Origin of the sequence: Streptococcus mutans (genome assembly GCF_006739205.1) — a bacterium.
GTDB lineage: Bacteria > Bacillota > Bacilli > Lactobacillales > Streptococcaceae > Streptococcus > Streptococcus mutans.
The window spans coordinates 1279630-1304575 of record NZ_AP019720.1; the positions used below are offsets into that span (position 1 = coordinate 1279630).

Consider the following 24946-nt stretch of genomic DNA (forward strand, 5'->3'; position numbering starts at 1 on the left):
TCTCATTATATAAAATAGTTATAACAGCATGATGAAGTTATTGATTGAAAAGCATTACCCCTTGATTCACAAAGTGATAGCCTCATAAATGTTATTCATGTCAATACCTAATCAACTGTGCTGGGGGTAGGACTGCAAAATCAATTCTACGAAATCACGATTTTCATATGTAACTTATAGATTAGACTATTTTGTGGGTGATTACGCAACAATCATGTGTGTCTGGCCTATTCCCTTTTTAACAATTTAACTTCAACGAATCCCTAACGCAATACGGGCATAGCGGCTCATTTTATCCACTGTCCAAGCTGGTGACCAAACAAGTTTCACATCAATGTCCAAAACTTCTGGAACGTCTTTAAGAGCATCGTGGATTTGATCTGTAAGCAAATCTGCTAATGGGCAGCCCATCGTTGTTAATGTCATATCAATTTCAGTACGGCCTGAATCTTCAAAACGAATATCATAGATAAGACCTAGATTAACGATATCAATACCCAGTTCTGGATCAATAACCATTTCCAAAGCTTCAAGGATTCTATCTTTAATTTTAGCAATTTCTTCGGGAGTATAGTTTTTATCTGCCATAGCCCACCTCTCTTAATCTTCAACAAAGTCACGCAACTGCTTGCTGCGACTAGGGTGACGCAGCTTGCGAAGCGCTTTAGCCTCAATTTGACGAATACGTTCACGAGTAACATCAAAGACTTTACCAACATCTTCAAGCGTCCGCATTTTTCCATCATCAAGCCCGAAACGCAGACGAAGGACATTTTCTTCACGATCAGTAAGAGTATCCAAAACTTCATCTAACTGCTCACGCAAGACAACACGAGTTGTATAATCAACGGGATTTTCGATGACTTCATCTTCAATAAAATCGCCTAGATGGCTGTCATCTTCTTCACCAATTGGTGTTTCAAGAGACACCGGTTCTTGAGCAATTTTTAAAATTTCACGCACTTTATCTGGTGTCATATCCATTCGCTCAGCAATTTGCTCCGGTGTTGGATCTTGTCCCAGTTCTTGAAGAAGATTGCGCTGCTCACGCACCAGCTTATTGATCGTTTCCACCATATGTACTGGAATACGAATCGTACGTGCTTGGTCTGCAATGGCACGTGTGATTGCTTGACGAATCCACCAAGTTGCATAGGTTGAAAACTTGAAACCTTTGGAATAATCAAATTTATCAACTGCCTTCATCAAACCCATATTACCTTCTTGAATGAGATCAAGAAACTGCATTCCGCGTCCTACGTATCGTTTTGCAATGGAAACAACCAAACGCAAATTAGCTTCTGCCAAGCGCTGCTTCGCTTCAAGATCGCCATTTTCAACAGCAATAGCTAGTTCTTTTTCTTCTTCATTAGTCAAAAGAGGAACAACGCCAATCTCTTTTAAATACATGCGAACAGGATCATTAACCTTGGCAGAATTACTGCCTAATAATTCTTCATCGGTTAATTCTTCTGGTTTAATTTCTTCAACAGCATATTTGGTAGAAGGATTGCCTTCTCTGTCAGTAATTGAGATACCGCCATCTGTCAAACGTTCCAGCAAATCATCAATCTGCTCTGCTTCAAGTTCAAAAGGGATAACTAATTTTTCAGTAACTTCATCATCAACAGCAACTCCCTCTTTTTTATGGTTGCGAATAAAATCTGCAACTTGAACATTAAAAGTACTTGATGTTTTTTTCTTATTATTTACCATTTTTCCTCTATTCCATATTTCTTTTTTGAGCGATCAGGGCTGCTAATCCTTCCACTGCAGTATCTACATCGCCATGATTGCTACTCTCTCGAATAGCTTTGCTTTGTTTGCGCATTTCTTGTCGCTGCAAACACTTATCAATTTGATCTTCAATCTGCTTAATTTCATCTTCAGCAATTTCTTCAGGAAGATTTTCTTCTAAAACACGATAATAAGTTTCCTGAAGCTGATTGGAAAGTTGAGACAAATCATAAGCATTAATCTCACCGTTAGTTTTGAGAATTTGATAAAGTTCTTGTAATTCTGGCGTTGTAAATTTAAAATGAGCACGATTACGAAATTCATTCAAGAGGTAATCGTGGTGGAGTAAGCGGTGGAATAATTGACTCTCGGCTTTAGTTAAAGCGGTTAATTGTTTAGTTACCGGCAAATCTATTAAAACCTGCTGATTGGCTGACTCTTGTTCGCTGATTTGTGAACGCGTTTGCAGTCGCTCATTATTAACTGCCTGTTCAACCTGTAAATAATCAAAATCTGGTAGAAACTCAGCTACTTTATTAATATAGGTATTCTGAGCTGTTATAGACGGTGAAGCAGCAATAACCTTAGCTATCTTTTCGACATAGTCAATTTCCGCTTGCAAATTATCAATATTTTCAGGTTTTAGATGTTCAATCCAAAACTCAGCACTGCTAATCCTTGCTTGTTTTAGCAGCTTTTCTAATTCCTCTTCTGAATTCTCCTTGATAAATTCATCTGGATCCATCTGTCCGGGAATTCTAACAATTTCCACCGCCATATTAGACAGCAAGTCCAATGATTTAGCAATAGCATTTTGTCCGGCTTTATCACCATCATAGGTCAAAATAACTTTTTTAGTAAATTTTCTTAAATGCTTAACATGTTCTGGTGTTAGCGCTGTCCCCATAGAAGCAACAGCATTAGGAATACCCGCACGATAGGCTGCAATAACATCCATAAAGCCTTCCATAAGATAAAGTTCATGTTCTTTTTTAGCTGCAGTCTTAGCCTTATCCAAATGGTAAAGTTCGTAAGATTTATTAAAAATGATTGTTGAGCGGGTATTCTTATACTTTGCTAATTTTTTAGAAGTATCTTCTTCTGTCCAAATCCGTCCCGAAAAACCTATAATGTGTCCAAATTCATCAGTCAAAGGAAACATGATCCGATTACGAAAAGCATCATAAATGGAGTTGCTATCTGATAGATTAAACAAACCTGAATTAATAATTGTATCTTCATCATATTTTTTGAGCATGGCCTGATACAGATAATCATACTCATTGGGAGCCAAACCTATCTTAAAATAAGTGATAAGTTCATCTGTCAAACCTCTCTCATAAAGATACTGCCGTGCAGTTTCTCCAACTTTCGTTGTCTTCAAAACAGCTTGATAGAATTTGTTCGCATCTCCATTGATATTAAAAAGTTTTTGATGTGGATGTTCCTTTTTAACTTCTTGACTCTTATCTTGAAGAGTAACATTAATACCTGAACGCTCAGCTAAAACCTGAACGCTTTCCAGAAAGCTAATGTTACGATAATCCTCAACAAATTTAAAAACATCTCCTGAGCGGCCGCAACCAAAGCAATGAAAAAATTGACGATCTTCAATAACATTAAAAGAAGGGGTCTTTTCTTTGTGAAAAGGACAAAGTCCTAAATAATTACGACCAGAGCGTGAAAGACTAACAACTTCACCAATAACATCAACAATGTTGATACTGTCTTTGATTTCTTTAATCTTCTCTTTATCAACAACCAGAAGTCATCACCTCCACCTCAAAATTGCTTTTTAGCATTGCCTTTTATTATAACATTTTAGAAGTTCCTTGTAAAATAAATGATAGGCAAAAAAGCACTTTCGGTTAAAGTCTAAACTTAACCTGAAAGTGCTTTATAACAACCTTTCACTACTTAACTGATAGAATTGGCATAAACAGCATTATTATAATTTGATTTTAGGTGAATAGCTTTAAAAATCCACGCCTCGCTTTTGCCATTTTGATTGAAACGGCTGACCAAAGAGTTACTAAAAACATTATCATAAATTTTGACAAGGCCGACATCAGAAGAGTGCTGTCCGATAGTTCCGCTGTATGCTATTATTTTGCCATGACTGTCTATATAAGGAACAAAAGAGTTATTAGCAATCGTGATGTTATTGCACAACTGTTTCTCTTTATTATAATTTTCATAATTTGGATCAATAGCCTTTATCAACCCACCATCCCAAACACCGCTAGACTCAGCGGCATCCAGCTGGATAACTTCTGAATAAAAATCATGAAGATCTGCATTATCATCAATCTTACTGACATTAGTTAATTCAGGGGCATAGCCAGTAAATTGATTTCCTTCAAAAGCTGAATTTTGCAAGGAACCTAAGTCAAAAATGTGGCTTCCTTTTTTATGCACCATGGTAAAACTATTGTTACAAATTTTCCAATTATCACCATGATCAGCCATAATCATAAACTGATTTCCTTTTTCCAAATCACTGGCTTTTATATTGATATTGCGCATGGTGAAATTCTTTACACCATCACTAGCTGATGTCCCAGTTGCAAAAGCAAACCAATAAGCCGATCCTTCAACCAAAAGTGTCGTATTATCTCCACGAATTTCAGTATCAGATGTTAAAGTGATATAATCCTTGTCTGGTGTCTGACTGCCAATCTTAAATTCACCGTTTGGCAAACTTAAGATAGTACCAGAATGTTGTTTAGCATATGCAAAAGCTTGTTTAAGAATCTCATTATTTTGAGCTGCAGTATTTTCTGATTTTAGCTGAACTTCATAAACCTTATCCAAATCTTTTTCTTGAATATTAGTCACCTTGCCGCCTTCATCAAAGGTGATATCATACTTATAGCCACCTGTGGTATTGCTATGATTATAAGAAATATGATCGATTTTACCAGCTGATGCACGATAATCCGTTAAACTGCTGCCATCTAAATCAGCTGTCGCAGAGGATTTTAATTTGACAATTTGACCTTTGCTGTATTTAGATCTTTTTGTTTTAACTAAGTCTTTTTCCTGAACATATTTCAAAGCTTTGCCATTATCAAATGTAACTTCATAACTATAATGATGCTTTTGACGACTGTCTTTTTGTGATTTTATCTTTTTAACTGTCCCAATCCAATTTTGGTAATGAGACAGCCCTTTTCCAAGACTGTCTTTTTTAGCTGAGGAACTGATCTGAACCTGTTCACCTGAATAGTAACGTGCTGTTTGTTCCATCTTTTTTTTACCAAAAGGAAGCGAAATAGTTATCGATTTATTGATTTTTTCAAGATGAAGACTCTTAGCAAGTACCCCAAAAGAATTGGTAAATGCTAAGAGTGAAACGGCTGATGCGACAAAAAGAGTTAAAATAATGATTTCATTTTTTCGAACCAGCCCTTTTCGCTGACGTTTTCTGCTCTTCATTTTCTTCCTTTCAGTAAATTAGTGATAATATTATAGCATACTTTCATTTTAGCAGCATTTCAATTTTACCACAATTTTGAAAAAAGTGAAGCATAAGTATTGTAAAACCTAGTGTCTTCCTGTATAATAAGAATCTGATGAACAGAAAGGAAATCTAAAATGATCAAAGAATTGAAAGATTTTTTATTTAAGGGTAACGTCCTAGATCTTGCAGTAGCTGTTGTTATGGGGGCTGCTTTTAACGCCATTATCACTTCCTTAGTTTCAGATGTTATTACTCCCCTATTCCTTAACCCAGTTTTAAAAGCTGCCAATGTTAAAAATATTGCTCAGCTTTCATGGAACGGTGTTGCATATGGCAGTTTCTTAAGTGCAGTTATCAATTTTCTTATCGTTGGTACAACACTTTTCTTCGTTGTTAAAGCTGCAAACAAAGCAGTATCGCTTGGCAAGAAACAAGAGGAAGAAGCTGCAACTGAAGCTGACCCAACTGAAGTCGAATTACTTGCTGATATTAAGACGCTTCTTGAAAAACAAAACTAATATAGCTTGCTTCGACAGGCTGGTAGAACAAAAACAAACTTCTTATTGAGGTTTGTTTTTTTATGAATTCTCAATGAGATTAAACTGATGCAGAAAATCGTTTATTCGAATTTTCCAACAAAAAAACAGGTCAGACCTGTTTTTTTATTTAATCACTTTAGAATTTTTTACGTTTGCGAGCTGCTTCTGATTTACGTTTGCGCTTTACAGAAGGTTTTTCGTAGAATTCACGTTTGCGTGATTCTTGAAGTGTACCAGCTTTAGTTACAGAACGTTTGAAACGACGAAGAGCATCGTCAAGTGATTCATTTTTGCGCACTACTGTCTTTGACATGTATCTCACTCCCCTCAATTTCATTGTAACATTTACACGTTCTTAAACATTATACAAAAATACGATAATAAATGTCAAGACGTTTTCAAACCATTTTAAAACTATTTTCAAAAAACAAGGCAATAATTAAAAATTATTGCTTGCTATTCTCTCATAAATAAATGGCATTAATGGCGCTAATCTTTTAACTGCAGAGAAAAAGCAAAACATCTAAACTTGCTTTTCGATTTATTAATCAATCCACTTGCTGACCAGTTAATTGAACAGCATCGCTGATAAACTGCTTGTATTTATCTTCTTTTTTGAGTTTCTTAATAACCTTATTCACCGTCTTAACTAATTGACCACTGTCTTTAGGCAGAGCAACTGCTTTGGCATCCCCTTCACCCGTTTTTAAGGCAACTTTGGCAAGAACCAAATCACTATTTTGAGACACATAACCTTCTGCCACTGGTTTTTCAAGATCAATAGCATCAACCTGACCAGATTTGAGCTCATTAACAGCTTCGCCCATCGAAGTCAAAGAGGTAATGTTTGATTGTTTTAATTGATTTTTAGCTAATCCTTCTTCAATCGTTCCTTTTTGAACAGCTACTTTAGTCTTATTACTAAAAGAAGAAATCATTGTATATTTGTTCAAATCAGACTTTTTAATAAGAATAGCATTTTCCGTTTTATAATAAGCTTCTGAAAAGTCATAGGCTTGAGCACGTTCCTTGGTATAAGATAAACCAGAGATAGCTATGTCTGCTTTTCCTGTTTTTAAACTGGACAAGACATTATCAAAACTCATGGAAGATAATTCCAGTTTCACTCCCAATTCTTTAGCAATTGCTTTTGCCAAATCAATATCAGCACCAACAACAGTATCCTTACCGTTCACAAGAGCCTTGAACTCAAAAGGAGCATAGTCCGGACTAACAGCAACAACTAACTTTTTCTTTTCTTTAATATCATCCTGTAAATTTTTTGAATTAGAAGAACTGCAAGCTACTAAAGTAAATACAGCCACAAAACTCAACAAACCTAAAACTAACTTTTTAAATGTCATTCTTTCCTCTTTTCTATTAACCCAAATCTATTTTAAGTGATCTTTGCCTGTTCGTCAAATTGCCGCAAGCATTGCGATAATCTGGTTAAACCAGCTTTTAAAATCTCCGTATCACCACAATAACCCAGACGAACATGCCCCTCGATATCAAAACGATTACCAGGAACGACAAGCACACCATAATCTGATAAAAGCTTTAGGCAAAAGGTTTCAATAAGCATCGGAACATTCAGCTTAATAAGCGAAGTCGAAACATGATCCGGTAAAATAGCCTGAGCACGCGGTTCTTTAGCCAGCCAATCTTGCAGAATTTGCAGATTATCGACCACAATCTCTTGATTCCTCTGAATAATTGCCTGACGGTGTTTTAAAGCAAAACTTGCCAACATGTCGTCAAAAACACCAGCACAAATCATGGTATAATCGCGATAATCTCTTAAAACAGCTGTCACTTTCTTATTAGAAGCCACCCAACCAACGCGGATTCCTGGCAAAGAATAAGCTTTGGACAAGCTATCTACTGAAATGCCTTTATCATATAAATCAACGATTGCCGGAATGTTTTTGTCAGATGCAAAGGTTTTATAAACTTCATCGGATAAAATATAGGCACCACAAGACTCGACAATAGCAACTAATTCTTTCAGATAGGCCTCATCCATAATAGCACCTGTCGGATTGTGGGCGTTATTGATGCAAATCATCTTAGTATTAGGACGAATGAGCTGCCGTAACTCATCTAAATCTGGCAACCATTTACTATCTTCCTTAATCTGCCACAAGTCAACTTGAGCTCCTAGTGATTTAGGAATATCATAGAGCTGCTGATAAGTTGGATACATTGAAATAACATGATCTTCTGGTTCAATCAAGGCATAGAGAGCCAACATGTTTGCTCCGGTGGCACCATTGGTTTGTAAAACCTGTTCCGCTTGAATATTCTTATAAAGCTTACAAACCTCAGCCTTAAATTGAGGCGAGCCTTCTATCCAGCCATAGTCCATTTTCTTCTGCCCTAATTCTTGAAAAAAGGCATTTAGATCTTGCTGGGTTAATTGAAATAATTCTTCCAAACTTAAAGCAGCAATTGACACACCAGCAATGTCGTAGGTGGCATTCTTTTCATGGACATTAAGCCACTCCTCCACTCCAAAACGTGGTAACTTCATTTTGACTCCTTCATTCTTTCTAGTATTGATAATACTTAATAAGCAGGAACTTGTCAATCTTTAAGGAGAGTTTCAGACATAATAAAAGCGGGACAAATAGGCAAATTGCACAGCAATCATGCCTGTCTATCCCAGCATCCAACTCATTAGCATATTATTCTAATGATTGACTATTTCGCACTCCAACTATAAATTGTGAAGGCTTTACTTAAATTTTATTTCCCACCTGATACAGATAAATTATAGGCATCTTTGACAAACTTATCAATCTTATTTGCTTTTTTAAGTTTTTTGATAACTTTATCCACTTTCTTCTTAAGTGCACTGCTTCCCTTAGGCATAGCTACAGCATAAGCATCTGATGAACTTGATTTTAACTTAATTTGAGCAATAGCCAAATCATCGTTTTTAGCAACATAACCTTCCGCAATTGGCTTTTCTAAAACAACGCCATTGACTTGACCTGATTTCAATTCATTAATCATTTCACCATTTTGGACAAGAGAAACGATTTTAGCACCCGTTAATTGCTCCTTAGCAACGGTTTCTTGGATTGTTCCTTTTTGAGTGGCTACTGATAAACCCTTGAGAGAATTGGTTTTCTTATATTTAGCTAATTCTGATTTTTTAACAATAACAACATTGACAGATTCATAATAAGTATCTGAAAAGTCATAAACTTTTTGACGTTCTTTTGTGGCAGAAATTCCTGAAATACCAATATCTGCTTTGCCAGATTGAACACTGGACAACACATTATTGAAAGACATAGCAGAAAATTCAACTTTGACCCCCAATTCTTTGGCAATAGCCTTAGCGATTTCAACATCGGCACCAACAATCGTATCTTTACCATTGACCAAGGTCTTGAACTCAAAAGGTGCAAACTCAGGATTCATGGCAACAACAATCTTACCTTTGTTCTTAATTTTTTGCAGCGAATCATCCTTAGATGACGAACTACAGGCAGCAAGGGTGACTAGCATTAAGGCAGCAATAATTCCCAGCAAAATTTTTTTTAGCTTTTTCATGATATTCCTCAATTCTTATTTGTAAGATAAAACTATTTTAATTCATATTTATTCATTTGTCAAGTATTTTTTTATAAAAATCCATTGTATCTTAAAAATAGTACTTCTTACCAAAACTCTTTGACAAAATCATCTGCTAGGCGTTCACGATAAAAGAGTTCAGATAAGTTTTTTTCTTCAAACACGCGCAGCAGATTAAGCATATCATAAGCCAAATCAAGCTCTGCCAACTCTTTTCTTGCTACCCAACGCACTTGTCCTTCAGCAGAAGACTGCAAGTCACCTTCAAAATCAGATGTCCGATAAAGAAAAACCAGATAACGAACATCTTCCTTGGTATACCAATGCTTCATCCCAACCAACTGTGGATGATGAATGGTTAATCCTGTCTCTTCTTTGACTTCGCGAATAACAGATTCCACTAAACCTTCATGTTCTTCAATGTGCCCGCCAGGCAGGGCAGCACCAGACCAAGAATAACGCTTAGGATCACGAATTTGCATAACAATATTTCCATTGCCGTCTTCAATTAAACACATATTAGTTAGGATGACTTGAGAGGTACGGGACACGGGGTTCTCCTTTATGATTCTTTTAATTAATGGAATCCATTATAACATAGTTAACACTTAATCACTTAAATTTCTTGAAATGACCAATTCGCTCTTAAAACCATTTAATTCAAGGACATTTTCACAATCTTGGAGAGAAAAATCATCACTCGCTTTCCCATTTTCTTCATAGGATATTTTTGTGGCAAGGCCTTTTTTAACAGCTTGGAAAAGATAATCTTTAGGCACTTGAATCTTAGATGTCGCTGAAAGCTGATTGAGAGCAATCTCACCTTGATGAGATAGAATATCGATAAACATATCTAAATTGCTATCAAATTCCATTTCTCCGACACCGCCATCAACAGTAATCGTTGAAACTTTTCCACTCAATTCAAAACGATGACAACAGATATTAGTGAGTATTAATTCTCTGCAATTAACTGCAAGTTCAATTTTCCCAAGATATTTTTCAGGCAGAAAAACTGCAATCCTTAGATTCTCCTTAGCAATGGCTTCTGTCATATCTCCTAACCTCTTTAAATCAATATCAATCTTATTTTTAACATCGTCAATTTTAATTTTAAAGTGTTCTTCCAATTGATTTAAAGTATTACTGAGAAGTTTAACTTTAACTTTTTCACTCTCTACAGCTTGCATACTAATTTGATAGGCACCACCTAACTGAATGTCAAAATCTTTTTCCCCATCAATATCATATTCAGTACTACTTTCATAAATAAAGTCTTTCGACTGGCGATTAGCTTCTTTGCCAAAGAGCAATTGATCTATTGAAACTTGAAAAAAGTCAGAAAGAGCCATTAAATTGACAACATCTGGTGTTCCTGCACCTGACTCCCATTTGGTAATAGCTTGTCTGGAAATATGGAGCTCCTCCGCTAATTTTTCTTGCGATAAACCTAATTGTTTCCGATAATCACGTAAACGTGTTTCAAATGTCATAATCATTTTCCTCCTAAAAATTATTTGTCATTAATGAACAAGCCAAGTCTAATCGAAAAAAACATGGCAAACAAGCAACTACTGATAACATTTGCCAAAATTACCGCTACTTTCCGTAGCATTTTTAAATATTAGCTCATTTTACAGTGTTTTTTCACCTATTTCTAAAAATATTTTTTGATGCTCAAATATTTCTCTAAGCTGTTACAAAGTAAAACATTAAGTGAAGAAAAAGTGGCCAATACAGGGTTTGAGCCTTTTCCTTGAGATAAGTAAAAAGTAAAGCCATAAAAAAGGTCAAGATAGCCATTAAAGGACTGTTTCCAAAATGTGAAATATAAAGAAAATGTCCCGATATAAACAAAAACGATAAAAAACGATTCGCCACTTAAAAGATAATTCTTGCTGTAAATAGCGCTGAAAAAGACCGAAAATAAGGTAATCCTGCCAGATGCAGATGACTGACACCGTTGTAAACAGCAAATAATAGGTCACTGGTAAATCAGTCCAATGGTAATGCCAAGGCAGGCTGATAGCAGCTAAAATTAAGATGACATAGAGCCAAAACAGCTGTTTTTGTTTGACCTGAAATGTTTTCCTAGTCAAATCCTGATGTGTATAAGCGAGTACCACTAATCCCACAATATTCAGTAGACTGCCGGTTGCCTGCGATAATCATGCCTTTTCACCCAAGTATTTGCTAAATAAATCATGGGACAAGCCTACAGTCCAAAAAGCACTAACCAGACAAGACTGACACCAATTACCTTAATCAATCTTTTTGTCATTGTTTTAGAAAACATAGCATCTGACTTTTTTACATGGCGTCAATAAATAGCTCATTTCGCAAATCCCTTACTCTTTGCCTCACCTCACCGCTAAATTATTGCCATCAATATAATGTGTAATGTGAAAATTCCAAATAATCTTCTCTACCATTTACTAATCTAAACATATACTATGCTCCTATCTAATCCATCGCCTTCAATTCTAAAACCATATCGCGGATTTGAGCAGCCAGTTCAAAATCAAGCAGTTCAGCTGCTTCTTGCATTTGTTTTTGCAGTTTCTTGATGGCTTCTTGACGTTCAGATTTGGTCATTGCATTATAATCCACAGCCTCCTCAGCCACTTCAGAATCATTTGCTTTTGTAATCGCGATAAGATCGCGGATATCTTTTTTGATGGTTTGTGGAATAATACCATGCTCTTCATTGTAAGCCATTTGGATTTGGCGGCGGCGGTGGGTCTCATCAATAGCGCGACGCATGGACTGCGTCACAGTATCAGCATACATAATAACATGTCCTTGACTGTTGCGCGCAGCCCGTCCAATGGTCTGGATAAGACCACGTTCATTGCGGAGAAAACCTTCTTTGTCTGCATCAAGAATGGCAACCAGACTAACCTCTGGCACATCAATACCTTCGCGCAGCAAATTGATACCGATAAGAACATCAAAAACACCTAAACGAAGGTCGCGGATAATTTCAGTACGTTCCAGAGTCTTGATGTCAGAATGCATGTACTTGACTTTGACCCCCATTTCCTTGAGGTAGTCGGTCAAATCTTCCGCCATTTTCTTGGTTAAGGTTGTAATAAAGATCCGCTCGCCTTTATCAGTTCTGCTATTGATTTCACCCAGCAGATCATCCATCTGTCCCATGGTTGGCCGAACTTCCACTTCTGGATCCAAGAGACCAGTCGGACGGATAATTTGCTCAATAACCGTGTCCGTCTGCTCCATCTCATAGTCACCTGGTGTTGCTGAAACATAGACAATCTGATGGACATGGCTTTCAAATTCTTCTCGACGCAGCGGTCGATTGTCCAGCGCACTTGGCAGACGAAAACCATAGTTGACCAACATCTCCTTGCGCGATCGGTCACCATTATACATACCTTTAATCTGCCCCATAGTCATGTGGCTTTCATCGATCACGATGAGGAAATCCTCTGGAAAAAAGTCAAGAAGTGTATAAGGCGGTTCTCCCTCACTGCGGCCATCCATATGACGCGAATAGTTTTCAACGCCGCTAGTATAGCCCATCTCCCGCAGCATTTCCACATCATACTCTGTTCTTTGGCGAATACGCTGTGCTTCAATCAATTTCCCTTCTGCTTCAAAAAACCTGACTTGCTCTTCCATTTCCCTTTGAATCTTGGCAATAGCCACTTCCATGTGCTCATCGTTAGTCATAAAGTGAGTCGCCGGAAAAATAGCCAAGTGATCTACTTCACCAAGAACACGACCTGTTAAACTCTCAATTTCTCTGATACGATCAATCTCATCACCGAAAAATTCCACACGAAAAGCATGTTCATCACGTGATGCTGGAAAAATTTCCACCACATCGCCGCGCACACGAAAACGTCCCCGCTGGAAATCAATATCGTTGCGCTCAAACTGAATATCTACCAAATCATTTAACAATTGGTCACGAGAAATCTCCTGACTGGGACGCAGACTAACCACGCTATCTGCATATTCCTTGGGCGACCCTAAACCATAAATACAGGAGACGGATGCTACGACAATGACATCATTGCGTTCCAAAAGGGCAGATGTTGCCGAATGTCGGAGCTTATCAATCTCATCATTAACTGAACTATCTTTTTCAATATAGGTATCACTTGATGGCACATAGGCTTCAGGCTGATAATAATCATAGTAAGAAACAAAATACTCAACTGCATTATCTGGGAAAAATTCCTTAAATTCACCGTAAAGCTGACCAGCTAGAGTTTTATTATGAGCGATGACTAAAGTCGGTTTATTGACTTTTTGAATAACTTGACTCATGGTATAGGTTTTCCCCGTCCCAGTCGCCCCTTTGAGAATTTGCGCTTTCTCACCACCTTCAATATTGTCAACCAAAGCCTCAATGGCCTCAGGCTGATCACCAGACGGCTCATATTTTGAAACCAGATGAAACTGGTTATTATCTTTCCTATCTATCATGATGTATTTACCTCGTTTTCTACTCTCTATTTTATCACAAGAAAAAGCTAAAAGAAAAAAAGAGAGCTGCACAGAACTCTTATAAATAAAACAGAGTTCTGTGCAACTCTCCCATACCAGTCAACTATTATACTAACAATGATTGAAGGCTGATAATAAATAAACCATTATTTTCACAGTTCTACTATTGCCAAACATATTACAATTTAAGGCCTTTTGACAGTCAGGTCTTTCTTGATCAAAAGAACAAGCACGATAATTCCTACAAGAAGAACAAGACTGGTTAATAGGCTACCTTCTGTCCCAAACTGGCCGCCTGAGATCCACTTTGCTGCATTAGCCTTATTCACAAAACGAAACAGTGATCTGCCTGTATCCATCCCACTAACCGCAACTCCAAAGATATTGCCTTGCGTAAAATTCCAGGCTCCGTGAAGACCTGCTACTCCCCAAAGATTATCTGTTTTCAGCATGTACAGTGCCATAAAAATTCCAGATAAAATAATGCTCATAATTGAAAAGACTGTGACATGGCTATTAGCCAAATGCATGAGTCCAAACAGACTGCTGGAAATTCCAATAGCTACAGGCAAATTACTGCGCTTATTGATAATCGGCAAGAGCCAACCGCGTGTCAGCAACTCTTCTGTCCCACCCTGAATAAACCAAAATGGGATAATTGATAAGATATAAAGAACAGCTGTTCCAGAAAAATCAATAACCTGCAACTCCACACCACCAAACAGATAAGTCAACAAAAAAGCAAAGGAAAAAATTCCCATTCCAACTCCCCAGCCCTTGAAGATTTCAAGAAACCATTGCTTCTTGAAAAATCCTAAACTGGCAATTGACCGCTTCTCATACCATTTGACCCAAGCAAAATTTATCAGCGCCACAAAAATAAACAAACCCAATTGAAAAAAAATAGAATTAAAAAAACTATTAGCCATCTCCGGTTTTAGAACAATGAAAGGCACACTCAGCAAACCAACTAAAAATCCGCCTCCTAGTTGCCCCAAAAGAAAAAATAGAACAACCATGACACAGGCAATTAGAATGGTCAGCCAAGCTGGGAAATGTTCATAACGGTGAGTGTAACTTTCTAACATTCTTTTCTTAGACATTTGTCTCTCCTTGTTGTTTTATTGAAATAATACAATTATACCAAATCTTTTTTATTTCTGCAATCGCTTTACAATTAATAATACATGTTATATTTCCTTACATAACAGTCTATATTGTTCTTGCTTAAATAATAGAATTCTGCTATAATTTTATATCATATTTATATAGAAGTTTGTAGAAAGGATTAACATGAAGAACAAATTTAAAGCTCTGATGCTGGGAATCTTATCAGTAATCTTTATGTTTGGTGCCAAGGTATCCGCTGACACAGTTAAAATTGTATCAGATTCAACTTATGCTCCATTTGAATTTAAAGACAGTGATCAGGTCTATAAAGGAATTGATGTGGATATTATTAAAAAGGCCGCTGAAATGAGTGGTTGGAACTACAAAATGACTTTCCCGGGTTTTGATGCAGCTGTCAATGCCGTTCAATCAGGACAGGCAGATGCTCTTATGGCAGGGACAACTGTCACTAAGGAACGTGAAAAAGTCTTTACCTTTTCCCACACTTACTATGATACGAAAATCGTTATCGCTACTCGTAAACAAGACAAGATTACCAAATACAGTCAATTAAAAGGAAAAACGGTTGGGGTTAAGAATGGTACTGCTGCTCAAAGTTTTCTTGAAAAACATCAAGATAAATATGGTTACAAAATAAAATCCTTTGACACTGGCGATTCCATGTACAACAGCTTAGAGTCTGCCTCTGTAGATGCCGTTATGGATGATAAAGCTGTCGCTCAATACGCTATTAATCAAGGACAAAATCTTCGTATTGAAATGGATGGCGAGTCTATCGGAAGCTTTGCTTTTGCGGTTAAAAAAGGCAGCAAATACGAATATCTCATCAAAGATTTCAACAAAGCACTGAAAAAGATGAAGGCCGATGGCAGCTATGATGAAATCATGACGAAATGGATTTCTGCTAAATCTAAAACTGATGAGCAAAGCAAAACCAAAGAGACTGGTGATGCTAAAGCTAAGGCAAAACCTGTTAAAAGCAGCTATAAGGTTGCTATGGACTCTTCTTTTGCACCCTTTGAATTCCAAAACGATGCTGGCCAGTACGTTGGTATTGATGTTGAATTAATCAAAGCTATTGCTAAGCAGCAAGGCTTCAAAATCAAAACTGAAAATCCTGGATTTGATGCTGCTCTCAATACTGTCCAATCCAGCCAAGCTGACGCCGTTATGGCAGGGATGTCTATTACCGATGATCGAAAGAAAATTTTTGATTTCTCTGATCCTTACTACACATCAAATACCTTACTAGCTGTCCGTAAAGGAAGCAATGTTGTATCCTACAAAGATTTGAAAGGCAAAAAAGTCGGCGCTAAAAACGGTACTGCTTCTTATACCTTCCTCGAAAAAAATAAGGCAAAATATGGTTACACACTGAAGTCGTTTGACGAAGCATCAACCATGTATGACAGTTTAAATTCAGGTTCTATCTATGCACTCATGGATGATGAAGCAGTTCTAAAATATGCTATCCAGCAAGGCCGCAAGTTTGAAACACCAATTCCTGGAGAAAAATCTGGTGAATATGGCTTTGCGGTTAAAAAAGGCAGCAGTCCTGAATTGATTCAAATGTTCAATAATGGTTTAGCAGCTCTGAAGAAATCCGGTCAGTACGATAAAATTATCAATAAATACCTTTCTGATAAGAAAAAGGATGCTAAATCAGAATCAAGTGTTGATGAGTCTACCATCTTTGGACTGCTTTCAAACAACTACAAGCAATTATTATCAGGGTTAGGAACGACTCTAAGCTTAGCGATTTTATCTTTTGCTCTGGCCATGATTGTTGGCATTCTCTTTGGTATGATGAGTGTCAGTCCTTATAAGACACTTCGAATCATCGCTTCTATCTTTGTTGATGTGGTTCGCGGTATCCCATTAATGATTGTTGCAGCTTTCATTTTCTGGGGTATTCCTAATCTCATTGAATCTATCACTGGTCATCAAAGCCCAATCAACGACTTTGTCGCTGGTACAATTGCCCTTACTTTAAATGGTGGTGCTTATATTGCCGAAATCGTTCGCGGCGGTATTGAAGCTGTTCCTAGCGGACAAATGGAAGCCAGCCGCAGTTTAGGGATTTCATATAAGACAACAATGAAACGAATTATCTTGCCGCAAGCTTTTAAATTAATGCTGCCTAACTTTATCAACCAATTTGTTATTTCATTGAAAGATACAACCATTATTTCAGCGATTGGACTGATTGAGCTCTTCCAAGCAGGAAAGATCATTATTGCACGTAATTACCAATCTTTCCGCATGTATGCTATCTTAGCCATCATGTATCTTGTGATTATCACGCTCTTAACCCGCCTAGCAAAACGTTTAGAAAAGAGGATTAAATAATGACTGACCTAAAAATTGATGTTCAGGATTTACATAAATCCTTTGGTAAAAATGAAGTCCTCAAAGGGATTGACGTCCAATTTAACGAGGGAGATGTGGTGTGCATCATCGGTCCTTCAGGATCAGGAAAATCAACTTTTCTTCGGACCTTGAATCTCCTTGAAACAGTCACTAGCGGCAAGGTTATTGTAGATGGTTATGAATTGTCAGATCCATCGACCAATGTTGACAAGGCACGAGAAAATATCGGTATGGTCTTCCAACACTTTAATCTTTTCCCACATATGACTGTTCTTGATAATGTCACTTTTGCTCCTATCGAACTTGGCAGAGAATCCAAGGAAGAAGCACAAAAGCATGGCATGGAACTTTTAGAAAAAGTTGGACTTTCGGATAAAGCCCAAGCCTATCCTAACAGCCTTTCTGGCGGCCAAAAACAACGTGTTGCCATTGCACGCAGCTTAGCCATGAACCCAGATATCATGCTTTTCGATGAGCCAACTTCTGCCCTTGACCCTGAAATGGTTGGCGATGTTCTCAACGTTATGAAAGACCTAGCTGAGCAAGGTATGACTATGCTTATCGTAACACACGAAATGGGTTTTGCCCGCAAAGTGGCCAACCGTGTGATTTTCACTGATGGCGGTCAATTTCTTGAGGATGGCTCACCCGAAGAAATCTTTGATAACCCACAGCACCCACGTCTCAAAGACTTCCTGGATAAAGTGTTGAATGTCTAACGTGTTAAGTTTATCTGTGACTAAAGTCACTAGCTAAACTACGCAAAGTCCTATAAGACTTTGCTAAACACCTTACTAGTAAAAGCTCTCACTTAATATCGAACTGAGAGCTTTTACGTCGGAACTTTTTAAATCAATTTTTTATATCTCTAACTGTCAATGTTTGCCACTATTGTGGACTGACTTGCACCCTTACTAAGTTAAAAAGCAAGACATTATCGGTCTTGCTTTTTAACTGTCGGAACTGTTTTTATAAACTAAAATCCGTGTTCCTACATATTATGTAAAATTTTATGGAATTTTGCTGATACCAATCAGAAAACTCACTCTTTTCTTGCACTTTCTTTTAAATATTGGTACACTAAGAACAAATCATTTGGAGGTAAGGTGCATTGAAAAACTAAAATTCTTCATATTGGATTACTTTATCTAGAAGAATTTTTTGTGTGCACCAAAATCTGAAAAACTGCAACTAATACTTAACGAAAATCAAAGTGAGACTAGGCGACAAACCACAGGCAGTACTAAAAGTGATGTCAATGACCTGTTATCTTAATTTTCAAAAGGTATAGACTACTGCTATTTTTGATGACATAAAAGAAGCCCTACTAGATAAAGTAGCGGTTTTTATTGTTTGAAAAAGAAAGGCAGATTCTATGTTACAGATTCAAAATCTTACCATTACGCACCAGAAAGATCTACAAATACTCGTTAAAGATTTGTCCTTAGTCGTCAATTCTGGTGAGAAATTAGCTATTATCGGGGAGGAAGGGACCGGTAAGTCTACTCTCCTCAAGACTATACTCAGCCCTGAGTTGATTGGCAACTACGCTGATGTGACAGGTACTATTCAGAATAGTTTTAACCGAATCGGTTACTTGCCACAAAACATGGAAGATAAAGATTTAACTCTAACCATTAAAAACTATATTTACCATGATATAGATTTTGACCATTTTGATTTTAATCTTTTTTATCAAATGGCAGAGCGTTTTCAGTTTGACAGTCAGCGATTTGACGACGATGTCCAGATCATTTCTAGTCTTTCTGGCGGAGAGAAATTAAAACTGCAGCTGCTGAAAATGCTTGCCTACAATCCTGACTTACTTCTTTTTGATGAGCCTTCTAGTGACTTGGATCTGGACACAATGACTTGGTTGGAGCATTTTATCAGTCAGACAGACAAAACCATTATTTTCATTTCTCATGATGAAGCACTACTTAGGAAATGTGCTACTGCTATCCTTCATTTGGAATTGCTCAAGAAACGCCAAAAGCCCCGCGCCAGCTATTTCCAAGGAAACTATAAGAACTACAAAAGTTGGCGAAAGAATAGCTTTAATAAGCAGCTTCAAGTCGCGCAAAAAGAACGTGAGGAACATACCAAAAAAATGGCACGCCACCACCACATTCATCAGAGTGTGGAACATCAACTGCGCAACACCAAAAATGATGTTGCAGGTCGGCTGCTGGCCAAGAAAATGAAAAATGTCCTGTCTCAGGGAAAACGCTATGCCAAGGAGGTCAAAAACTTCACGGAAATTCCGCAGGATATGGATGCTATTAACCTCTTTTTCACGAAAGTTAAATCTTTGCCTGCCAACAAAGTTCTACTGCATTGGGAAAATCGTTCTTTGCCGACAGGACAAGTAATTAATTTTGACATTCGCGGTCAGGATAAGCTGGTTATCACAGGACAAAATGGAATTGGCAAAACGCGCCTGCTTAAAGAGGTTCTTACCGAGTTAACCACAAAATCAGATCTATCTATCTGTTATATGCCACAAAACTACGAAGAGTTGCTGGATGGTAAGCTGTCTGCTCTGCAATTTCTCAAAGAAAGTGCGGGCGAAGAATCTTGCCGTAATCTTCTAGCTAGTCTCCAATTCACACGAGATGAAATCACGTATCCTGTCAGCTATTTATCAGGTGGTCAGAAGGCTAAACTCTTTTTAGCTCAAATGGTCTTGGAAAGCAGCAATGTCCTGCTGCTGGACGAGCCAACTCGCCACTTTTCACCAACCAGTCAGCCTCTTATTCGACAGCTTTTCAAGAATTTTCCGAGTTGCATTGTCAGCGTATCGCACGATAGACAATTTATAGATGAAGTCGTTAATAAACACTACAAATTAAATCAAACAGAATTAGTGAATCTAGACTAAAAAGAGAATGGGACAGACCATTGACCATTCTCTTGACTAAGTCGTTTCAGATGGTTTAACTTCTTCTTTCTCCTTAGCCAATTTTTCTCGTTCCAAGCGTAATTTGCGATTAGGATTGAGCTTATTGAAAAGTTTCTCCAATTTTTCAGCATTCCAAACATCGGCAGCCGAAACAAAATTACCATCTTTATCTTTAAAAGATATGGGTTTATCTCCCATAGTAACCTCCTATTTTAGTAACTGACACGCTATTCTTGTTGTACTTCATACCACGACATAAGAAAAGAGTTTCGATCATAATCATTTTTCGAACTAGTAAGCACGTTAGGCAAGTTTCATAGAACTTGCTATTTACTCATTACTCATTTAAACTCTGTAATTACCGTAAAAGTGTTACGACATGCAGTCAAGTCAGTCGATATTACTGACTTGACGTAATTAGTAAGGTTGGCAGGCAGATCATCATAGTGGCTGCCGTTTGCATATCAAGTACTTTAGTACTTAGATATGCTTCCAACGTTAATCTACAAACTCAAATTCAAATTTACCAATGCGGACAATATCTCCATCTTTGGCGCCACGCTCACGAAGAGCTTGGTCAACTCCCATGCCACGCAACTGGCGCGAAAATTTCATAATAGCTTCATCACGTTCCATATTTGTCATGACAAAGAGTTTTTCTAGTTTTTCACCAGACAGCACCCAAGCAGCATCATCCGCGCGCGAAATATCAAAGGCTTTTTCTTCTTCCTCAAAACCATAATAAGCTTCTTCTTGCATATCCGATTCATCGTAAAGCAAAAAGTCATCTGTCTGATCCAGAAGCTGAGCCGTAGCATCTAAAAGCGCATCTAATCCTTGATGAGCAATACCTGAAATAGGAAAAATTTGAGGCTTGTCATCAAATTCACCATAGTTGGCATCTAATTTTTCTTTAAATTGTTCAAGATTCTCTGCCGCTTGGGGCATGTCCATCTTATTAGCAACAATAATTTGCGGACGTTCTAATAAACGTAGATTATAGGTCTCCAATTCCTTATTAATAGCCAAATAATCTTCGTAAGGATCGCGGCCTTCACTAGCCGACATATCAATGACATGTAAGATAACACGTGTCCGCTCAATATGCCGCAGAAATTGTGTACCTAAACCAACACCTTGACTGGCACCTTCTATCAATCCCGGTAAATCAGCTACGGCAAAAGAATCTCCCGACTTGGTACGCACCATACCTAAATTGGGAACAATGGTTGTGAAGTGATAGGCTCCGATTTTGGGTTTAGCAGCTGTAATAACGCTGAGAAGAGTTGATTTTCCAACTGAAGGAAAACCAACTAAACCAACATCAGCCAAAATTTTTAATTCTAAAGCCAATTCCCGCTCTTCGCCAGGTTCTCCATTTTCGGAAATCTCTGGAGCAGGGTTACGAGGTGTCGCAAAACGAATATTACCGCGGCCGCCGCGACCACCATGGGCTACAATAAACTCTTGTCCATTTTTGACCAAGTCAGCGATAACCTTACCTGTTTGAGCATCGCGAACAGTGGTCCCCTGCGGCACCGATACATAAAGATTTTCTGCACCACGGCCATGCATACCTTTTGTCATACCTTTCTCACCAGCTTTGGCTTTAAAATGACGGTTATAACGAAAATCCATCAAGGTGCGCAGACCTTCATTAACAACAAAAATGACATCACCACCACGGCCGCCATCACCGCCCCAAGGACCGCCATTAGCAACATATTTCTCACGTCGAAAGGTAACCATTCCATCGCCGCCGCGACCAGCCTTAACTGAAACTTTGGCAGTATCTAAAAACATACTCATATTCTATTTTCCTATTCAAACTCGCTTAAAAAAACGCCCGTAAGCGTTCCTTTTTAAATAACAGCACTGAGTGCACTAAGAACAAGCGCGCCAACAGTGACTAAAACCATGATGATAACAACAATCAAAGTCAATTTTTCAAACGGTGTTTTCTTACGGGGACCATTATCTCCAAAAGCCAATTTTCTTACCTCTTTTTTATATTTATAGCTTATTTTTATCTTATTTATATTATCATGAATTAGTCTAATAAGCAAATAACAAATATAAGTCACGAGACTGCTATCACGATTCAACTATCCGTTCTAGCTCCATCTGTATATATATATACTAAAGGGCAATAAAATATGTGATTCCAAAGCTTCAACAGTAACCTTTAATGGGAATATAGAATTTATAGGAAACGCTTCCAAAATTATTGTGATTTCAAATTAAATATGTTAAAGTTAAGCTAATAATAAGCAAGACATTACTGTTTTTTCTCTACAAAATAAAAGGAGGCAACTATGTCAATTTACAGCAAATCTTATGTCACCACTCCCCAACACTCAGCTATGAATTGGGGTTCAGGTAGTCTTAATGTTTTATCAACTCCCAGTATGATTGCTTTTATAGAAAATGCAGCTTTTCTGTACTGTGAAGAAGATTTAGATGTGTCAAAAACAACTGTCGGTGCTCAAATTACTGTCCAGCATTTGGCCGCTACTAAAATTGGTCAAACAGTAGAAGTCAAAATTTTAGCTGTTGAAAAAGATGGACATCACACCCATTTCCAAATAGAAGTTTACGAAGGAGATAAACTTATCGGTAAGGGTGAACACACACGCGTCACTATCAACATCAAAAGATTCCTTGATAAATTAGAATAAAGACATGCAACTAGAGCATTCTAGCCTCTCAGATTGAAGAAAAAATTTTTCCTTTAATTAATGATTCAGATAGTAAGTGAAATTAGCCAGTGGATGATTTCAGAAATCTAGGGAATTCCATATCTAAATCAAGATACAAAGAGCGTTAAACGGATAATAGCAAAATAGGAAACTAACCAACGACGCTTACGTCTAAGGTATGTTTATCTTTTTGCAGCCGTCCGTAGCTCGTATTCAATTAGAATTTGATCCTAAAGTCTCAAATCCTCCAAGTAGCAGAAACATCAACGTTTCTGCTACTTTTATCACGGAGAAAAGTCTCGTTTAGAATTCGCTCTGCTCGCAAATAGAGAAAATTAAAATCAAAATTTGCAGAGCCAAAAAAAATTTTACGTTGAAAAATAGGATTGACTCTATTCTACTATAACTATAAAAAAACCAATTAAAATTTTTCGCGTTCTTTTCAAACTGAAGACCAATCCATTTGATAAACCTTACGGTATAGATCACCAAATAAACCGCGGTAGCCAATATCTTTTCCTTTATAAGTTAAGGACAAAACTTGATAAGAATCTGGTAAAGTGACACAGCCACTCAGTGAAAGCATGAATTCTTCAATACTGTTAAACGAAGCTTTCTTTTTTGTTTGATAAGCATCTAAATAAGTTAATACAATCATCATCTATTTCCCCCATCTTACAAATTATTAAAATATCTTATTTTATTGCTTTAACTAATTGTTCCAAAGAAGTTGCTGGACGTCCGAGAACACGTTCAATATCAGAAGAAACCCCAGCTTGCTTTCCTTCTTTAATAGCTGTATAGGTACTAACCCAAGCATCATATTCCCAGTCTTGTGCTGCCCAAGCTTTACGAGATGCATAAGCTTCTTCAATGCTCTCATCAATATAAGGAATGATTTCACCCTTTTGCTCACTGACAAAATGAACAATATCAGCCATTGACAAATCTGCCGGACCAGTCATGTTCAACAGCTGATTTTTCCATTTGTCAGGCTTAGCTAGAATAGTTGTCGCCACTTCAGAGACGTCCTGACGAGCTACAGCAGAAACTTTACCATTACCAGCTGGACCGCGGATCTCACCATTGTTCAGACACAAATCTAAGAAGAAATCCAGATAAAAATTATCACGCAAGAAGGTGTAAGTAAAACCTCTTTCCTTGATATATTTTTCTGTCTTAGCATGATCACGCGCTAAAGTAAAAGTAGCTTCAGTAGCAGCATTATAAAAGGATGTGTAAACAATATGCTTAACACCCGCTTCATGAGCTGCATCAAGAAAAGCAAAATGCTGCTGCAAACGATTGGGACTTTCTGATGCGGATACCATTAGTAAAACATCAATACCTTTTAAAGCTTCAACAGCCTCTAGAGAATTTTCAAAAGCAGCCTGCACAAGTTCAGCATTATCATATAAAGCTGCTCTTTGAGGGTTTCTAGCCAAATGTCTCGCTGAGATGCCTTGTTCTGAAATTAATTGAGCAACTTTACTACCTAATTTCCCTGTTACGCCTGTGATTCCTATCATTATTATTTCCTCTCTTTTATCTAACTTAATTTTAAAAACACTGAGAATGCTTAATGGACGATATCAGTTAGTTCTAGCTATTTCAGCCTTTACTGACTTAATGCTGCTAATTTATCATAGAAATCTGGAAAATTCTTTTTCAGATTAACAAAGCGATTTTCTAGGGTCAAAAAGCTATGTTCCGATTGTGCTTGACAGACAGTTTTCCCCTTTTGATTAATCATTTGATAACTAAGAGTAAGTCGGGCAGCTTTGACCTTTTCTACTTCTACACTAATGCTAATTGTATCAGCAAAGGTTGAAGTTGCTAAGTAAGTACAATGAACTGCAGTTACTGGTGAAATTATGCCTGCTTCCTCTAATTTATCGTAAGGCCAGCCAATTTCTGCCAAGAAATGAACACGGGCTTCTTCCATCCAACGAATATAATTAGAATGATGGGTAATCCCCATACGATCAGTCTCATAATATTGAACCAAATGGTGATATGCTGTCATGTTAGCTTCCTTTCATAA

25 protein-coding genes are annotated in these 24946 nt (G+C 37.4%); 5 read left to right on the forward strand and 20 right to left on the reverse strand.

Translation table 11 applies throughout. From position 1 onward, the window contains the following. Positions 1–252: 252 nt before the first annotated feature. The 4 genes from FNL60_RS06500 to FNL60_RS06515 all read right to left on the reverse strand — a co-directional run bounded on the left by FNL60_RS06500 (position 253) and on the right by FNL60_RS06515 (position 5175). Positions 253–588, reverse strand: a complete 336-nt coding sequence (locus tag FNL60_RS06500; protein ID WP_002261973.1) for a metal-sulfur cluster assembly factor — start codon at positions 586–588, stop codon at positions 253–255. Between the two features lie 12 nt (positions 589–600). Further along, complete coding sequence (gene rpoD, locus FNL60_RS06505) at positions 601–1716, reverse strand: RNA polymerase sigma factor RpoD (RefSeq protein ID WP_002261972.1); 1116 nt, start codon at positions 1714–1716, stop codon at positions 601–603. Between the two features lie 7 nt (positions 1717–1723). Further along, a complete protein-coding gene (gene dnaG, locus FNL60_RS06510; protein ID WP_025985883.1) occupies positions 1724–3502 on the reverse strand; it encodes a DNA primase in 1779 nt (592 codons plus the stop codon). 152 nt (positions 3503–3654) lie between these two features. Next, positions 3655–5175, reverse strand: a complete 1521-nt coding sequence (locus tag FNL60_RS06515; protein ID WP_002261970.1) for a hypothetical protein — start codon at positions 5173–5175, stop codon at positions 3655–3657. A gap of 159 nt (positions 5176–5334) precedes the next feature. Between FNL60_RS06515 and mscL the strand changes: the two genes are divergently transcribed. Continuing rightward, a complete protein-coding gene (mscL, locus tag FNL60_RS06520) occupies positions 5335–5718 on the forward strand; it encodes a large conductance mechanosensitive channel protein MscL (protein ID WP_002261969.1) in 384 nt (127 codons plus the stop codon). A 157-nt stretch (positions 5719–5875) separates the two neighbouring features. Here the strand turns inward: mscL and rpsU are convergent, their stop codons facing one another. From rpsU to FNL60_RS06570, 10 genes are all read right to left on the reverse strand, one after another. Further along, the gene (gene rpsU, locus FNL60_RS06525) at positions 5876–6052 is read right to left on the reverse strand and encodes a 30S ribosomal protein S21 (protein WP_000048058.1); all 177 of its coding nucleotides are present in this window, start codon (positions 6050–6052) and stop codon (positions 5876–5878) included. A gap of 235 nt (positions 6053–6287) precedes the next feature. Continuing rightward, the gene (locus tag FNL60_RS06530; protein WP_002280054.1) at positions 6288–7103 is read right to left on the reverse strand and encodes a transporter substrate-binding domain-containing protein; all 816 of its coding nucleotides are present in this window, start codon (positions 7101–7103) and stop codon (positions 6288–6290) included. Between the two features lie 32 nt (positions 7104–7135). Next, positions 7136–8272, reverse strand: coding sequence for an aminotransferase (locus tag FNL60_RS06535; RefSeq protein WP_002261967.1), 1137 nt, complete (start codon positions 8270–8272; stop codon positions 7136–7138). A gap of 215 nt (positions 8273–8487) precedes the next feature. Further along, entirely contained in the window at positions 8488–9303 is an 816-nt protein-coding gene (locus FNL60_RS06540; protein WP_002261966.1) for a transporter substrate-binding domain-containing protein, read from the reverse strand. A 107-nt stretch (positions 9304–9410) separates the two neighbouring features. Continuing rightward, positions 9411–9875, reverse strand: a complete 465-nt coding sequence (locus FNL60_RS06545) for an 8-oxo-dGTP diphosphatase (protein WP_002261965.1) — start codon at positions 9873–9875, stop codon at positions 9411–9413. A 57-nt stretch (positions 9876–9932) separates the two neighbouring features. Further along, positions 9933–10823: a helix-turn-helix transcriptional regulator gene (locus tag FNL60_RS06550; RefSeq protein ID WP_002267623.1), complete on the reverse strand. Its 891-nt coding sequence runs from the start codon at positions 10821–10823 to the stop codon at positions 9933–9935. A 190-nt stretch (positions 10824–11013) separates the two neighbouring features. Further along, positions 11014–11127 carry a hypothetical protein gene (locus tag FNL60_RS10620; protein ID WP_002264165.1) on the reverse strand — a complete coding sequence of 38 codons (114 nt, stop codon included), beginning with the start codon at positions 11125–11127 and terminating at the stop codon, positions 11014–11016. Next, on the reverse strand, positions 11127–11459 hold the full coding sequence (locus FNL60_RS06560; RefSeq protein WP_002261962.1) for a hypothetical protein: 333 nt from the start codon (positions 11457–11459) through the stop codon (positions 11127–11129). Before FNL60_RS06560 ends, FNL60_RS10620 begins: the two co-directional genes overlap by 1 nt. A gap of 328 nt (positions 11460–11787) precedes the next feature. After that, a complete protein-coding gene (uvrB, locus tag FNL60_RS06565; RefSeq protein ID WP_002267621.1) occupies positions 11788–13779 on the reverse strand; it encodes an excinuclease ABC subunit UvrB in 1992 nt (663 codons plus the stop codon). A 206-nt stretch (positions 13780–13985) separates the two neighbouring features. Next, on the reverse strand, positions 13986–14903 hold the full coding sequence (locus FNL60_RS06570) for a CPBP family intramembrane glutamic endopeptidase (RefSeq protein WP_002280055.1): 918 nt from the start codon (positions 14901–14903) through the stop codon (positions 13986–13988). A 190-nt stretch (positions 14904–15093) separates the two neighbouring features. Between FNL60_RS06570 and FNL60_RS06575 the strand changes: the two genes are divergently transcribed. From FNL60_RS06575 to FNL60_RS06585, 3 genes are all read left to right on the forward strand, one after another. Then, a complete protein-coding gene (locus tag FNL60_RS06575; protein WP_002280056.1) occupies positions 15094–17280 on the forward strand; it encodes an ABC transporter substrate-binding protein/permease in 2187 nt (728 codons plus the stop codon). Then, complete coding sequence (locus FNL60_RS06580) at positions 17280–18020, forward strand: amino acid ABC transporter ATP-binding protein (protein WP_002264169.1); 741 nt, start codon at positions 17280–17282, stop codon at positions 18018–18020. The genes FNL60_RS06575 and FNL60_RS06580 overlap by 1 nt, the downstream gene beginning before the upstream one ends. A 656-nt stretch (positions 18021–18676) precedes the next feature. Beyond that, on the forward strand, positions 18677–20182 hold the full coding sequence (locus FNL60_RS06585) for an ATP-binding cassette domain-containing protein (protein ID WP_002280057.1): 1506 nt from the start codon (positions 18677–18679) through the stop codon (positions 20180–20182). Positions 20183–20218: 36 nt separating this feature from the next. Here the strand turns inward: FNL60_RS06585 and FNL60_RS06590 are convergent, their stop codons facing one another. From FNL60_RS06590 to FNL60_RS10370, 3 genes are all read right to left on the reverse strand, one after another. Beyond that, a complete protein-coding gene (locus FNL60_RS06590; protein ID WP_002265560.1) occupies positions 20219–20401 on the reverse strand; it encodes a hypothetical protein in 183 nt (60 codons plus the stop codon). A 300-nt stretch (positions 20402–20701) separates the two neighbouring features. Then, positions 20702–22012 carry a GTPase ObgE gene (obgE, locus tag FNL60_RS06595; RefSeq protein WP_002280058.1) on the reverse strand — a complete coding sequence of 437 codons (1311 nt, stop codon included), beginning with the start codon at positions 22010–22012 and terminating at the stop codon, positions 20702–20704. A gap of 53 nt (positions 22013–22065) precedes the next feature. After that, positions 22066–22194 carry a DUF4044 domain-containing protein gene (locus tag FNL60_RS10370; RefSeq protein ID WP_002261953.1) on the reverse strand — a complete coding sequence of 43 codons (129 nt, stop codon included), beginning with the start codon at positions 22192–22194 and terminating at the stop codon, positions 22066–22068. Positions 22195–22518: 324 nt separating this feature from the next. On the opposite strand from FNL60_RS10370, the gene FNL60_RS06605 reads away from it, so the two are divergent. After that, positions 22519–22881 carry a thioesterase family protein gene (locus tag FNL60_RS06605; RefSeq protein ID WP_002261952.1) on the forward strand — a complete coding sequence of 121 codons (363 nt, stop codon included), beginning with the start codon at positions 22519–22521 and terminating at the stop codon, positions 22879–22881. Positions 22882–23344: 463 nt separating this feature from the next. Here FNL60_RS06605 and FNL60_RS06615 read toward each other — a convergent pair whose 3' ends face one another. From FNL60_RS06615 to FNL60_RS06625, 3 genes are all read right to left on the reverse strand, one after another. Continuing rightward, positions 23345–23563: a DUF4649 family protein gene (locus FNL60_RS06615; protein ID WP_002261951.1), complete on the reverse strand. Its 219-nt coding sequence runs from the start codon at positions 23561–23563 to the stop codon at positions 23345–23347. Positions 23564–23597: 34 nt separating this feature from the next. Next, positions 23598–24431 carry an SDR family oxidoreductase gene (locus tag FNL60_RS06620; RefSeq protein ID WP_002267645.1) on the reverse strand — a complete coding sequence of 278 codons (834 nt, stop codon included), beginning with the start codon at positions 24429–24431 and terminating at the stop codon, positions 23598–23600. A gap of 89 nt (positions 24432–24520) precedes the next feature. Then, positions 24521–24928, reverse strand: coding sequence for an acyl-CoA thioesterase (locus FNL60_RS06625; protein ID WP_002267646.1), 408 nt, complete (start codon positions 24926–24928; stop codon positions 24521–24523). Between the last annotated feature and the right edge of the window lie 18 nt (positions 24929–24946).

Excerpts from the sequence above, each read along its gene's own strand:
- FNL60_RS06605 (WP_002261952.1), top strand. The coding sequence starts at position 22,519 with ATGTCAATTTACAGCAAATCTTATGTCACCACTCCCCAACACTCAGCT.
- FNL60_RS06625 (WP_002267646.1), bottom strand. The coding sequence starts at position 24,928 with ATGACAGCATATCACCATTTGGTTCAATATTATGAGACTGATCGTATG.
- FNL60_RS06615 (WP_002261951.1), bottom strand. The coding sequence starts at position 23,563 with ATGATGATTGTATTAACTTATTTAGATGCTTATCAAACAAAAAAGAAA.
- obgE (WP_002280058.1), bottom strand. The coding sequence starts at position 22,012 with ATGAGTATGTTTTTAGATACTGCCAAAGTTTCAGTTAAGGCTGGTCGC.
- FNL60_RS06590 (WP_002265560.1), bottom strand. The coding sequence starts at position 20,401 with ATGGGAGATAAACCCATATCTTTTAAAGATAAAGATGGTAATTTTGTT.
- rpsU (WP_000048058.1), bottom strand. The coding sequence starts at position 6,052 with ATGTCAAAGACAGTAGTGCGCAAAAATGAATCACTTGACGATGCTCTT.
- FNL60_RS06535 (WP_002261967.1), bottom strand. The coding sequence starts at position 8,272 with ATGAAGTTACCACGTTTTGGAGTGGAGGAGTGGCTTAATGTCCATGAA.
- FNL60_RS06575 (WP_002280056.1), top strand. The coding sequence starts at position 15,094 with ATGAAGAACAAATTTAAAGCTCTGATGCTGGGAATCTTATCAGTAATC.
- FNL60_RS06500 (WP_002261973.1), bottom strand. The coding sequence starts at position 588 with ATGGCAGATAAAAACTATACTCCCGAAGAAATTGCTAAAATTAAAGAT.
- FNL60_RS06620 (WP_002267645.1), bottom strand. The coding sequence starts at position 24,431 with ATGATAGGAATCACAGGCGTAACAGGGAAATTAGGTAGTAAAGTTGCT.
- FNL60_RS06585 (WP_002280057.1), top strand. The coding sequence starts at position 18,677 with ATGTTACAGATTCAAAATCTTACCATTACGCACCAGAAAGATCTACAA.
- FNL60_RS06580 (WP_002264169.1), top strand. The coding sequence starts at position 17,280 with ATGACTGACCTAAAAATTGATGTTCAGGATTTACATAAATCCTTTGGT.
- FNL60_RS06540 (WP_002261966.1), bottom strand. The coding sequence starts at position 9,303 with ATGAAAAAGCTAAAAAAAATTTTGCTGGGAATTATTGCTGCCTTAATG.
- FNL60_RS06530 (WP_002280054.1), bottom strand. The coding sequence starts at position 7,103 with ATGACATTTAAAAAGTTAGTTTTAGGTTTGTTGAGTTTTGTGGCTGTA.
- rpoD (WP_002261972.1), bottom strand. The coding sequence starts at position 1,716 with ATGGTAAATAATAAGAAAAAAACATCAAGTACTTTTAATGTTCAAGTT.
- FNL60_RS06515 (WP_002261970.1), bottom strand. The coding sequence starts at position 5,175 with ATGAAGAGCAGAAAACGTCAGCGAAAAGGGCTGGTTCGAAAAAATGAA.
- FNL60_RS10620 (WP_002264165.1), bottom strand. The coding sequence starts at position 11,127 with ATGGCTATCTTGACCTTTTTTATGGCTTTACTTTTTACTTATCTCAAG.
- FNL60_RS06570 (WP_002280055.1), bottom strand. The coding sequence starts at position 14,903 with ATGTCTAAGAAAAGAATGTTAGAAAGTTACACTCACCGTTATGAACAT.
- mscL (WP_002261969.1), top strand. The coding sequence starts at position 5,335 with ATGATCAAAGAATTGAAAGATTTTTTATTTAAGGGTAACGTCCTAGAT.
- FNL60_RS06550 (WP_002267623.1), bottom strand. The coding sequence starts at position 10,823 with ATGATTATGACATTTGAAACACGTTTACGTGATTATCGGAAACAATTA.
- uvrB (WP_002267621.1), bottom strand. The coding sequence starts at position 13,779 with ATGATAGATAGGAAAGATAATAACCAGTTTCATCTGGTTTCAAAATAT.